Below are 12,065 nucleotides of genomic sequence, written 5' to 3' on the forward strand. Positions count from 1 at the left end.
TTAAAGAGGGAGCTCCATCGCCAGCACTTTTTCGGTCTGGCTTTTCCGGAAGGCGTGGAGCTTCTGGCGCAGCTCTGGTCGGGAGCTGGCAAGAATCGCCACGGCTAGCAGTGCGGCATTGATTGCCCCCGCCTTGCCGATTGCGAGGGTGGCCACGGGAATACCGCCGGGCATCTGGACAATGGAGAGGAGTGAGTCCATTCCCTTCAGCGCGTGGCTCTCGACTGGAACCCCGAGAACCGGGAGAACGGAGAACGCTGCCGCCATGCCGGGCAGATGGGCCGCGCCGCCCGCGCCCGCGATCAGCACTTCCAGCCCACGGCCCTCCGCGCCCTCCGAGTATTCTTTTAGTAGCTCTGGGGTGCGGTGGGCACTGACAATTTTACACTCATGGGGCACCCCGAACTGATCGAGTGTCTCGTGGGCCGGTCGCATCGTCTCCCAGTCGCTGGCACTGCCCATGATTATGCCAACCAGAATAGCCTCATTTTTCACGTGGTCATTGTACCCTGCGACAATCAAGCTATAATAAAGCCACATGTCTCATTCCAATGGCCTAATTGTGTCTGTGGCTCCCCAACCTCCAATCGTGAGGCGGCGTCTGGGCAGGCTTCAAGCGACGGTTCACCTTCTGCATCTGATTGCACTGATCGTGGGAGTTCTCGCGTTGATCTATTTTGCCTTCGCGTTCCGGACGGTCATAGAGGGAGTGACCATCGCGCTGGGCCGCAGAAGTTTTGGGCCACTGTTGCCGCTGGCACTGGCGACCGTGGGAAGCTGGAGCATGATGTACCTGCTCCACGACAAGCTTGGCATTCTCGGCTCGGCGCGAGCGCGAGCCGTTCTTTTGCCCCACGCCGAGGCGCTCTGCACCGACGAGGTATCCTTGGCGCGTCATTTTGTCGAACTTCGTGTTCAGGGGCGACGTGGCCCGTTCACGCCCGACTGGGGCTGGCTTCTCGTCTTTCCTGACCGTCTGGAGTTCACGGGGGTCAAGCAGCGCATTACCTTGCCCCGTGCGCTCGTCGCCGGATCGCCTGAGACCGAACCCAATGCCAAGGGCCTGCTCCCCACCTGGCTCGATCTACCCGTTCGCGCCGATTGGAAAGGCATGGCGTTTATGTGCCGCGACAGCGCCCGCTCGCTCTCGGACACCGCCCGTGACGCTGAGGCTCTCCGAGTCGCGCTCGTGAGCTGGCTCCGATCACCTGCTCCTGCGGAACCTCTCATCACTCCTGGCGCTTAACCATCGCGGAAATCCAGGTGGGGGTGAAGGGCGACGTGCAGCCCTTGGAGGTCGGATAGTCGCGGTAGATACCCAGTCGTTCCCCGATGGCAATCGCACGCTCTCGGTACTGCGGGTGGTTGATGCCAGTCTCTGCCAGAGTGCCGCGATCAGCTCCGGGGTTTTCTTGGTTGCTTTAGCGAGGGTGCGCAGGTCTCCCCGCTTGACGCCAAACTGATTGTCCCCTGCACCCTGCCGGGCATTTATCACGCGTACATGCAAGATACCTTCCGCCCGCACAGAGAGCTTGTGCCGCACAGAGAGCTTGCGGCGTTCGCGCTCGTTGTCCCAGCCGGGCGCTTCGATGAACAGCTCGGCGGCGAAGAAGACCTCCCAGCAAACGAAAGTTTGACTTCGCAAAGGTATGTTGCTATAATGGGGAGAGACTCGCTCTGATGGACGCGGAGCGGAACGTGTTAGGAAAGTAAGGAAAAACGAGATGGCATCAGGATTTGGACTATCGAACAAGGGCAAGCATAACGGCGCGGGCGAGGAGCTTCAGGATATTGACTGGGATAATCAGCCCGAGCAGCCGGTGCGTGGTGGGATGAAGTCGCAGGCTCCCCCACCGAGGCCGACTGATCCGTGGGGCGACTCGCAGCTCGTGGACGATGAGGTGAGCCAGCTTCCTACAAGTGAGGGCAAGGCGGGCCGGGAGTCGTCGGCGAACTCGGGCGGCGAGGAGCAGGACATGGGGGCGGATGTCGGCGCGGCGCAGGTGAAGACGGGCAACAAGAAGACCGAGGACACGAATAATGGGGTGAAGGTGAAGAAGCAGCCGTTGCCTGGGAAGCGGTGACGAGGTTTTTGCTACCCGCTGCACGTCCCTTCCGGGGGTAAAGTCGTGATATAATTTCACTGCGCTTTTGCGCAAACGGAAATCCTTATGTAGGGTAGCGACTCGCTATCCTTTTTTTTGTTTGGGGGAGTAGGTCTATGGGCGCGGTCGTGGTCGTGGGGACGCACTGGGGGGACGAGGCTAAGGGAAAGCTGGTGGATCTCCTCGCGCAGGACGCGGATATCGTGATTCGCTACGGCGGCGGGCCGAATGCGGGCCATACCGTTCATGTGGGTGAGAACACCTATAAGTTCCATCTCATTCCCTCAGGGATTCTCAATCCCAAGATTCTATGCCTCATGGCCGATGGCATGGTGATTGACCCCGCGACCCTTGTCAAGGAGCTGGAGACACTGGGAGCCGTCGGCGTGGACACCAGCAATCTGCGAATCTCCCACAATGCTCATGTGATCTTGCCCTACCACCGCCTCCTCGACCAGCTCGAAGAGAAGCTCAAGGGTGCGGGCGCGATTGGCACCACGGGGCGTGGGGTCGGCCCTTGCTACGCCGACAAGGCCAGCCGGGTCGGGATTCGGATGGGCGATCTGGTTAGCCCCACACGGCTTCGCGAGCGCCTCTCCGCCGCCCTGCCGCTGAAGAACGCCATTCTCACCAAAGTATTCGATGCCGACGCTGTAGACCTTGAGGCGCTCCTCGCGGAGCTAACGCCGCTCGGGGAGAAGCTGGCACGCTTTGTCTGCGACACCCAGGCACTCGCGGGGGATGCACTGGCGGCGCAGAAGCGCATTTTGTTTGAGGGCGCTCAGGCCACGATGCTGGACATAGACGGCGGCACCTACCCCTATGTCACCAGCTCGCATCCCCTCTCGGGCGGCGCGTGCATCGGAACCGGCATCCCTCCCACCGCCATCACCGAGATCATCGGGGTCGTGAAGGCCTACACCAGCCGTGTCGGGGCCGGGACGGTTCCCACGGAGCTTCTCGATGCGCGCGGCGAGCGCATCCGCGAGCGGGGCCGTGAGTACGGTACAACCACAGGCAGACCACGGCGCATCGGCTGGCTCGATGGCTTTGCGCTTCAGTATGCGGCGCGGGTCAATGGTCTGACGGGAATCTGTGTGGGCCACTTAGACGTGCTCGCGGGCTTTGCGACCATTAATGTTTGTGTCGGCTACACCAAAGACGGCGTCCTCTTAAAGCACTTTCCCGCGGGCGATGTCTGCCTGCTCGATGGCTGTGAGCCCGTCTATGAGGCGCTTCCCGGCTGGCCCGAGGACTCGATTGAGAATGTCACGCGCTTTGAGGACTTGCCCCAAAACGCCCAGGACTACGTCCGCTTCGTCGAGAAGCTCGCCGGTGTGCCCGCCCGCTTTGTTTCCATTGGCCCCCGCCGCGACCAGACTCTTGTGGCTCCTGGAATGCCTGCCCCCGCCGCGCTTTTCAGCCGCGAACTCCTAACAAAATGACCTGGGAGGAGCACCGCGGCGCTGCGGAGGAGTTTGCTCTGATCGAGCTTTGGGAGCAGGCGGCGGCCCACTACGTGAATGCGGCGGCGCTCTTGATGCAGTCAAAGCGCCTCGAAGACACACCCGAAATCACGTACCTACAGCTTCGAGCCGGGCAAGCCTTCTTGGAGCACGAGGAGCCCACCGCCGCCGAGCCGATCCTCGACAATGCGCTCAAGCTCGCGACACTAATCGAGTACACCGAGCTGCTCCCCGAGATTCAGAGTGCTCTGGGGGAGGCCCATGCCACACAGGGTAACCATCTCGCCGCGATCCCGTGCTTTGAGGCAGCGCTGGGAAAGACACTCAACCCCGAGCTGTATCTCCATCTGACTCTCTCGCAGCTTGCTCTGGGGCAAGAGCCCGAGGGACTCAAGAGCCTGGAGCGGGCCTGTAAGATCCACTACCGCGCCAAGAATTTAGAGGGTATGGTGACCTGTGTCTCCCGCGCCGCCGCCGTCTCGGAGGCTGCGGGGTATAAAAAACTGGCCCGCAGCCTCTACAAGAAGGCCCTTCAGCTCGTCGAAATCTGGCCCCAGTGCGATCCTGCTCGCCAAGCCGAACTCCAAGCCCGCTTCGATGCGCTCGGTTAGCTCTTATCTAAGGAGCTAAGGCCTTTGAGCTCTTCCGTACTGTCTCCGAAGCGCTCTTGGGGGATACCCATGCGGCGCAGAAGGGCGAGGTGAAGGTTGCAAAGCGGCGTGTTTTTGGCGTAGGTAAGGTGCCGCCCGGTGGAGAGCGTCCCACCGCCCTGCCCACCCAGAACAATCGGCAGGTTGTAGGGACTGTGCGCGTTACCATCTTTGATGCCGCTGCCAAAGAGAATCATTGAGTTATCGAGCAGTGTCCCCTCACCGTCCTTGATGCTCTTCAGCCGCTGGAGCATGTAGGAGTACTGCGCCAAGTGCCAGGCTCCGATCTTTTTGTACGGATCGAGCTTCTCCGCCTTGCCCTCGTGGTGGCTGTACTCGTGGTGGCCGCCGCTGACGCCGGGCAGGAAGCCAAAGTTTCGCCCGGAGACCTCGTTGCCAAAGAGAAAGGTCGAGACGCGGGTGGAGTCTGACCAGAAGCCTAGCACCATCAAATCCAGCATGATACGCACCTGCTCGGTGTGATCCAGTGGGCGTTTGTCGCCGGGAACCGCGTACCAGTCTTTGATACGCTTATCGAGCTTCTCGGATTCGGCCCGCAGGATGGGGTCGTCGAGGATAGAGCCCTTGCGGCGCGTGGCATCAAAGGCGATACGCTTCTCGACGGCGCGCACGGCATCGAGATACTCTTCGAGCTTCAGCCGATCCGCGGCGCTGATTTTTCTCTTCAGCCCACTTGCATCGTCGAGAACTGCATCAAGAACAGACTTATCACTCGCGGAGACGCCTCGGCCTTTCTGGCCTTGCCGGAAGAGACGATCAAAGGCCGCCTGCGGGTTGATCTCGCGTGAGACGGGCGTGGTGGGCGTGCTCCAGGAGATGTGCGACCCGTAGAGCGCCGTCAGCCCGACATTGATGTCAACGTAGGTCGTTGGGGGGTCCACCGAGAGCTCCAGCGACGGCAGCGGAGTCAGATTCCCGAGCTTCTGTGCGATCAACTGGTCGAGCGAGATCCCTCCCGCGTTCATATTTGCACCGGTGGTCTTAGAGATGGTGGTGCCCGTGAGGAACGGCGCGATCTTATAGTAGTGGCCATCCCCGGTAATCGAGCCCTTGTTCATCAGCTCAGTGAGCACCAGAATATCGTTTTTGACGGGAGCGAGCGGCGCAAGGATCTCGGAGAGCTCGAATTGGCTTCCGGTGCCTTGTGGGGTCCAGGCAAAGGGGTTCACCCCATTGGGCATGTAGAGCACCGCAAGGCGATTAGGTGACTTTTCCGCTGTCTGGGCAAGCGCCTCAAAAGCGGGCAGGGCAAGCGCGACACCCGCGCCCCGCAAAACAGTTCGTCGTGTGAGAGGCTTCATCGTAACCATTCTACCGCAGCGGCAATTAATATGATAAGGAGTAGTCCAATGAGCAAAGTAAGTAAGATCGTCGCGGCGCTGTGTGCACTGTTGCTGTTGGTCGCAGGCATCTGGTCGCTTGCCCCCCGCCCGGCAGCGACGCCGGACCTTCAGATCGCGGAGTCGCTGCAAGAGGCTGCCGATGCCGCGCAGGCGGGTAAAGTGTCGGCGCTGATGGACCTGATCTCCGACGACTTTAAAAGTGGGATGATGAACAAGAGCCGGATGCAGCTCCTGCTGGCCCGCGCCCGAAACGGGGGCCGGGGGATGAAATACGATGTGAAGGTGATGCCGCCCAAGATCTTGCCCTCGGCAGAGGGCGACCCGAACCAGCGCGTTGTCTTTACGTCGGCGTCGGTGCTGGGCGATGGAGATGAGACCCTCTGGGGCGGCAATCAGCTCACGCTGGTGATGCGCAAGGAGACCCGCCGCCGAAGTCTCTTTTTTATCGAGCCGCACTGGCGCGTGATCTCCATTGCCAACCTGCCGCCGCTGCCGGGCGAGGGCGAGTAAGTGGCCGCCCGTCCCCAAGTGAGCGTGCTGTGCGTCGGCAAGCTGCGCGAGGCGTTCTGGAAAGACGCGGTCGCGGAGTACGTCAAGCGCCTCGGGGGGCAGACCAGCACGTTTCAGCTCCTCGAAGTCGAGGAAGACACAAGAGCGGACAGCGAAAAAGAGGGCGAGCGGCTTCTTTCGAAAATCCCCGAGCGCGGCTGGGTCGTGGCCTGCGATGGCACGGGCAAAGCCATCTCCTCGGAGACGCTCGCCGCAAAAATAGAGCAGGTCTGCACCGACGGCGAGAGCCACTTGCTCTTCTTGATCGGCGGAGCCAATGGCCTCAGCGATGCTGTCCGTGCCCGGGCGAACTTCCTGCTCTCGTTTGGCCCAATGACCCTTCCCCATCCTCTCGCCCGCGTCGTGCTGGTCGAGCAGCTCTACCGCGCCTTCAAGATCAATCGCGGCGAGGCGTACCACCGATAACCTCAGTCAAAGGGCAGGTCCGGCGGCGGTAAGAGCTCCCCCGCAGCACGGCAGGCATCGAACCAAATGTGCAGCGGCGCAAGATCCGGTTCCGGCCCTGGGGGGAACCTTTCCGGGCTGACCGTGATCGGAGGAGTGGAGAAAGATAAGCCTTGGAGCCAATCGGCCTCGGCTTGGGAGGCAAAGTAGAGATCCATGGCGTAGGTGAGCGCCAGGTGCTCGGGAACCAGAAGCTCGGCGGAGGGGTATTTGCCGCTGCACCAGTCACCAAGAAACGTGGCTTTCTCAGTGGGGTCAGTGATCGGGATAAACTCCTCGCGGTGCGCCCAGCGTTTTGTGTTCCATTTGAGATAGGCCGCGCCGGGCAAGTCCCAAATCACGGGATCGAATGCAAGCAACGCATGCGGATAGCCCTGCTTAAGCTTGTCGGCGAGAAGCGGCGTCTTTGAGGCGAGCGAAAAGTGGAGGTAGCCGTCCAAACCCAGCTTGCGGCGACGGGCAAGTGCGCTCGGGCGCGGGTTTGCCGATGCTCGTAGTGCCCCTTCCGTGAGTATCGCTGGAAGAAACAGAAGGGGCGTCGCGTGCCAATAAAACTCAGGGCCAGGAACCATTCTCTTAAAAGGATTGTACACTCTCGTTGCGAAAGACGAACCTACCGCGATACAATCGGCGGCATCATCTTCAGGAACTAACTATATGGCAAGATCGCTCATCATCGTGGAATCACCCGCAAAAACCAAGACCCTTAAAGGATTTCTGGGCCCGGACTATAAAGTAGAGGCCAGCATGGGCCATGTCCGTGACCTCCCCAAGTCCAAGCTATCGGTTGATATTGAGAATGATTTTGCACTGACCTACGAGCCGCTGACGGATCGTAAAGACGTTTTAAGCAAGCTCGCGGCGGCGGCCAAGGGCTGCGACACCATCTACCTCGCCTCAGACCCTGACCGCGAGGGCGAGGCAATCTCCTGGCATATTGCGGCGGCGCTCAAGCTGCCCAAGTCGCGGATCAAGCGCATTGTCTTCAACGAGTTTACCAAGTCCGCCGTTCAAGCCGCGCTCGCCAATCCGCGTGATATCAATCAGGATAAAGTGGAGGCGCAGGAGACGCGGCGGACACTGGATCGCCTGGTGGGCTACAAGATCAGCCCCCTGCTCTGGAAAAAAGTGCGCAAGGATCTCTCCGCCGGACGCGTTCAGTCCGTGACCGTGCGCCTGGTCTGCGACAGAGAGCGGGAGATTCTCGCGTTTGTGCCCGTGGAGTACTGGAGCCTCACGGCAAATCTTGCGCCCCAGACCGGCAAGAAGCAGACCTTCGATGCCAGCTTTGTTGGTTTTGAGGGCAAGAAGCTTGAGATCAAGACCGAGGAGCAGACCATGACGGTGCTTCAGGCGGTCGAGAAAGCCGCGTGGCAGGTTGCCAAGGTCAAGAAATCCGAGCGTCAGCGGCGGCCCTACGCCCCGTTTATTACGTCCACGGTCCAACAAGAGGCGGCGCGCAAGCTAGGCTTCACCAGTAAGCGCACGATGTCCGTGGCGCAGCAGCTCTACGAAGGAATTGACCTGGGCGGCGAGGCGGGCACTGTCGGGCTCATCACCTACATGCGCACCGACTCGACCCGTGTGGCGGGCGAGGCACAGACAGCGGCCAAGGAGTACATTGTCTCCACCTTTGGCAAGCCCTACGCCCCCGAGAAGTTCAATGTCTATAAGTCTAAAAATGCGGCTCAAGATGCGCACGAGGCAATCCGTCCCACCTACATCGCCCGTGATCCCGATGGCATCAAGACACGCCTCAACGCCGATCAGTACAAGCTCTACCGGCTGATCTGGCTGCGTTTTATCGCCTCGCAGATGTCTCCCGCCGTCATGGATGTTGTGCAGGCGGATATTGAGGCTGCGAAGTACACGTTTCGCGCGACGGGCTCGACTATTAAGTTCGATGGTTTCTTGCGGGTCTACACCGAGGGCAAAGATAATCCTGCGCAGGTGGACGATGACGAGAAGCCGCCATTGCCGCCGCTGAATGAGGGCCAGCCACTGGATCTGCTCAAGCTCCTGCCCAAGCAGCACTTCACTGAGCCCCCTCCCCGCTTCACGGAAGCCACCCTGGTCAAGATGATGGAGGAGCAAGGAATCGGGCGCCCAAGCACCTACGCCTCGTTTATTTCCACTATCCAGGACAGAGGCTATGTCGCGCTCAATGAGAAGAAATTTCAGCCAACTGATCTGGGCTTAGTGGTGACGGATTTACTGGTGCAAGCGTTCCCGCAAATTCTCGATGTCCACTTCACCGCGGGTATGGAGGAGCGCCTCGATGCTATCGAGGAGGGCAAGGAAACCCGTGTGGCGCTTCTCAAGGAGTTCTACGCGCCGTTTGAGAAGGCTCTAAAAGCCGCCGACGAGAACATGGGCAAGTTCGCCAAGGATATTGGCCGTCCCTGCCCGGAGTGCGCGAGCCCACTCGTGGAGAAGTTCAGCCGGTTTGGCAAGTTTATCTCCTGCTCAAACTACCCGACCTGTAAGTACAGCGAGAAAGTCGCCGCCGAGGGCGTTGATGGCGAGCCGGTGCCGGTTGCCGAGCCCGTGGTCTCCGAGATTCCCTGCCCGAATTGCAGCCGGCTGCTGGTGGAGAAGACGGGGCGCTTTGGTAAGTTTCTCGCGTGCCCGGGCTACCCCGAGTGCAAGTACATCCACAAAGATAAGGCGGAGGCCGTGTCTACGGGAGTGAAGTGCTTCGCGTGCGGCAAGGGTGAGTTTGTCGAGAAGCGTAGCCGAACCGGGATATTCTACTCCTGTAACCAGTACCCTGCCTGCAAGACCGCGCTGCCCGGCAAGCCTCTCACTGACCGCAAGTGTCCTCAGTGCGGTGGCCTGCTCCATGAGAAAGTCTTTAAAGGGCGGCTTACAGGAATCGGGTGTGCCAGTAAAGAGTGCGGCTACTCGGAGAGCATCAAGGCATCTCCAAAAGAAGAAACAGCCGAGGTCTAGTGCCTCGGCTGCTCAGTTAGCTCTGCGCCAGGGTGCGGGTGAGAAAAACAGCCTCTTCCGGTGGGAGCGGGATCAGGAATCCTTTGCCATTTGCCACGGGTCGGCTGGGCTGAACATCCAACATGGAGAGAACAGCCATGATGCGCTCCCGCTCTATGGCACTGGCGACGGGTAAGCTCAATATCCCTAGTGCGCTTGTCTCGGCCTGTTCTAAAACCGCCTTGAGTATCCCCATGGAGCGCTTTGCCATTGCAGAGAGCGGGACAATCGGGCGGGGTGGGGTAACTTTGGGACGCGGTTGCCGTCGGACGGGAGGCGTCGCTTTTTTTGCCACGCGCTCCGCCTTTAGCCTCAGCTCCGCGCGGCGCTGATCCATCCCCTTCTGAAGGGCAACCTCCGCCTGTTCCGCTTGTTTCGCACGGGTCATCCAACGACTCACAGTGGACACATCGAGATCCAGTGCCCGCGCAATCCGAGAGAGGCTCCAATTATCACGGTGAAATGCGAGAGCGGCAAGTCGGTTTCCTACAGTGGCGTCTTCCTCAGGAGATAGATTCTGCGCGATCCAGAGCTGAATCGCTTCCTGATCCCGCACGATCTGTGAGTTCTTAGCTGCCTGACGCAGAGCACCTTTGGCGGCTCTGACGGCCTCAGGGCTTGGCTCACGAAGTCGGGGAGCAGGGCGAGGCACCTCGGGTTCTACAACCGGGATTTCCTCCTCCGGCTCAGAGGTACTCGAATCCCACTCTCCCACTTCCTCCTCTTTAAACAACGGTGTCCAAAGTTGCATCGTCGTGGGAAGATCTTTAACCAGATTATACCATCGTGATAGTTTATGAGGAGTCAGACCAATCATCTCCGCAATCTCACGAGATTTCTTACCTTCTTGAAATTGCTGAACAACATACATCCGAACCGCATTGTGATGTCTATCAAACTCTGTCAGTTCTTTTTGTACAACAATAGGAGGCTCTAGTATACTGTCTCGTTGTCGAATAGGAGGAAGAACTGACTGTTGAAAATTAGGAATAGAGGGAATCACAGGATTCGCCATATTCCCGATTTCTTCTTGAGGGATAAGTGCTAAAGGGCTTTCACCAAGCATCTGAGCATAGTGACGAAGAAGCTGAGGGACATATTCATCATCCTCAGCAAATATCTTCCGCTCTTCTTCGAGAATTTCTTCTTTCGATTGCGGTTTCCTAAGCGCTTGTCTTTGCCGTACTCGGCTGAGAACTTCTTGGCGGCGGCGAGGTAAAAACGCGGAATCAGACGTCATCATATACTATTTCTGCACAATTCTTGGCTTAGGGAGGAAAAGCCACTATCTTAGACACTCACTTAGCCCCGAAAGTTCCCGTGTCAAAGGTGTGTCAATACTTTATTTAGTATATCATAGCCTATTTGACGGAATCCTCTGATTGCTTCTTCGTAGCAAAACAAGGGAGAGTATCCCCCCGATGGGAAACAGCGCCATCCCCCAAAATAGTGTTTGCAGAGAGTCAGCCAGCTCGGGCCCCGCCCCGGACTGTGTGACATTTTGATACGCAGCGAGATCTACCAGCAAACCAAAACAGCAAAATACGAGACCGCCCCAGCCGACGATGCGCATATCTGCCTCAGACCTTGCCCCAGGCTCTAAGGTTTTCGATACTAATTTGAATAGACTCCAGTGGTGTGAGGGGTGCCTGGCAGCTATCTTGTTCCACCATGTAGAACTTTGCTCCCGCCGCTTCCGCCGCCGCGAAGAGCGCCGGGTAGTCTACGGTCCCTGCCCCGACGGGCGCGAAGTTGCCTTGAGAGTCCATGTCCTTCAGGTGAACGAGGGGCACACGGCCAGAGAGACGCTTAAGATACTCGGGGATGTCTTGGCCGCCTTTTTTTACCCAGAACGTATCCAGTTCCGCCTGGACATCAGGGGCAGCCTCGAAAAGCACGTCCAGTCCGGTCTTGTCCCCCTCGGAGAGATCGAACTCGAAGGCGTGGTTATGGTAGCAGAGAGTGAGTCCGGCATCGGCATACTGCGGCGCGACCGCCGAGAGCTCCGCGCCCAGCTTCCGGTAGCCATCCAGCGACTCGGTGTAGGGCTTGCCGATCCACGGGACAATCACGTAGTCGTAGCCAAAGAGCTTGGCATCGGCGATTGCCTGCGCAGGGCTACCGATCACGGTGTCCACCCCAACATGGGCCCCGATTGCCTGAAGCCCATTGGCATCCAGAAGTGCCTTGACCTCCGCCGCCGTCTTCCCTGCATACCCCGCCAGCTCGACACCTGCATAGCCAAGCCGCGCAACTGTGGCCAGTGTCCCCGCCAGATCGCGCTGTGCATCGTCGCGAACGGTGTACATCTGTAAACAAACCGGAATTTTCGTCATGCCCTTTTCTTCACCATCAGACCCTCTATTTCCTGCGGGTACCAGGGCCAGCGCATCTATAATTGTGAATGCCGTCAGCCTGTCAAGGATTCCTCCTTTTGGCTCGCTTGAGCTACTTCAGGCATTGGGGTCTCAAGCA

The 12,065-nt window shown here is 59.1% G+C and carries 12 protein-coding genes and 1 pseudogene; 7 read left to right on the top strand and 6 right to left on the bottom strand.

What is annotated here, in order from left to right:
- A complete protein-coding gene (gene purE / locus ACH2ED_RS03410) occupies positions 1-462 on the bottom strand; it encodes a 5-(carboxyamino)imidazole ribonucleotide mutase (protein WP_395088819.1) in 462 nt (153 codons plus the stop codon).
- A gap of 76 nt (positions 463-538) precedes the next feature.
- Here purE and ACH2ED_RS03415 point away from each other — a divergent pair, with 76 nt between their 5' ends.
- A complete protein-coding gene (locus tag ACH2ED_RS03415) occupies positions 539-1,246 on the top strand; it encodes a hypothetical protein (protein WP_395088805.1) in 708 nt (235 codons plus the stop codon).
- On the opposite strand, the pseudogene ACH2ED_RS03420 reads toward ACH2ED_RS03415, so the two are convergent.
- A pseudogene (locus ACH2ED_RS03420) lies at positions 1,230-1,385 on the bottom strand (DNA alkylation repair protein); the annotation flags it as partial. The gene ACH2ED_RS03415 and the pseudogene ACH2ED_RS03420 overlap by 17 nt on opposite strands.
- A gap of 339 nt (positions 1,386-1,724) precedes the next feature.
- Between ACH2ED_RS03420 and ACH2ED_RS03425 the strand changes: the two are divergent.
- The 3 genes from ACH2ED_RS03425 to ACH2ED_RS03435 all read left to right on the top strand — a co-directional run bounded on the left by ACH2ED_RS03425 (position 1,725) and on the right by ACH2ED_RS03435 (position 4,182).
- On the top strand, positions 1,725-2,084 hold the full coding sequence (locus ACH2ED_RS03425) for a hypothetical protein (RefSeq protein WP_395088806.1): 360 nt from the start codon (positions 1,725-1,727) through the stop codon (positions 2,082-2,084).
- Between the two features lie 137 nt (positions 2,085-2,221).
- The gene (locus ACH2ED_RS03430; RefSeq protein WP_395088807.1) at positions 2,222-3,550 is read left to right on the top strand and encodes an adenylosuccinate synthase; all 1,329 of its coding nucleotides are present in this window, start codon (positions 2,222-2,224) and stop codon (positions 3,548-3,550) included.
- Entirely contained in the window at positions 3,547-4,182 is a 636-nt protein-coding gene (locus ACH2ED_RS03435) for a tetratricopeptide repeat protein (RefSeq protein WP_395088808.1), read from the top strand. The genes ACH2ED_RS03430 and ACH2ED_RS03435 overlap by 4 nt, the downstream gene beginning before the upstream one ends.
- Here ACH2ED_RS03435 and ACH2ED_RS03440 read toward each other — a convergent pair.
- Entirely contained in the window at positions 4,179-5,543 is a 1,365-nt protein-coding gene (locus ACH2ED_RS03440; RefSeq protein WP_395088809.1) for a DUF1552 domain-containing protein, read from the bottom strand. The genes ACH2ED_RS03435 and ACH2ED_RS03440 overlap by 4 nt on opposite strands.
- Positions 5,544-5,591: 48 nt before the next feature.
- Between ACH2ED_RS03440 and ACH2ED_RS03445 the strand changes: the two genes are divergently transcribed.
- Together ACH2ED_RS03445 and ACH2ED_RS03450 are read left to right on the top strand one after the other, a co-directional pair.
- A complete protein-coding gene (locus ACH2ED_RS03445; RefSeq protein ID WP_395088810.1) occupies positions 5,592-6,095 on the top strand; it encodes a hypothetical protein in 504 nt (167 codons plus the stop codon).
- On the top strand, positions 6,096-6,560 hold the full coding sequence (locus ACH2ED_RS03450; protein ID WP_395088811.1) for a 23S rRNA (pseudouridine(1915)-N(3))-methyltransferase RlmH: 465 nt from the start codon (positions 6,096-6,098) through the stop codon (positions 6,558-6,560).
- Between the two features lie 2 nt (positions 6,561-6,562).
- On the opposite strand, the gene ACH2ED_RS03455 is transcribed toward ACH2ED_RS03450, so the two are convergent.
- Positions 6,563-7,171, bottom strand: coding sequence for a hypothetical protein (locus ACH2ED_RS03455; RefSeq protein WP_395088812.1), 609 nt, complete (start codon positions 7,169-7,171; stop codon positions 6,563-6,565).
- Between the two features lie 85 nt (positions 7,172-7,256).
- On the opposite strand from ACH2ED_RS03455, the gene topA reads away from it, so the two are divergent.
- The gene (gene topA, locus ACH2ED_RS03460; RefSeq protein WP_395088813.1) at positions 7,257-9,551 is read left to right on the top strand and encodes a type I DNA topoisomerase; all 2,295 of its coding nucleotides are present in this window, start codon (positions 7,257-7,259) and stop codon (positions 9,549-9,551) included.
- Positions 9,552-9,567: 16 nt separating this feature from the next.
- On the opposite strand, the gene ACH2ED_RS03465 is transcribed toward topA, so the two are convergent.
- The gene (locus ACH2ED_RS03465; protein WP_395088814.1) at positions 9,568-10,341 is read right to left on the bottom strand and encodes a helix-turn-helix domain-containing protein; all 774 of its coding nucleotides are present in this window, start codon (positions 10,339-10,341) and stop codon (positions 9,568-9,570) included.
- An 829-nt stretch (positions 10,342-11,170) separates the two neighbouring features.
- Complete coding sequence (locus ACH2ED_RS03470; protein WP_395088815.1) at positions 11,171-11,926, bottom strand: sugar phosphate isomerase/epimerase family protein; 756 nt, start codon at positions 11,924-11,926, stop codon at positions 11,171-11,173.
- Positions 11,927-12,065: the final 139 nt, after the last annotated feature.

The organism is Armatimonas sp. (assembly GCF_043757465.1).
GTDB lineage: Bacteria > Armatimonadota > Armatimonadia > Armatimonadales > Armatimonadaceae > Armatimonas.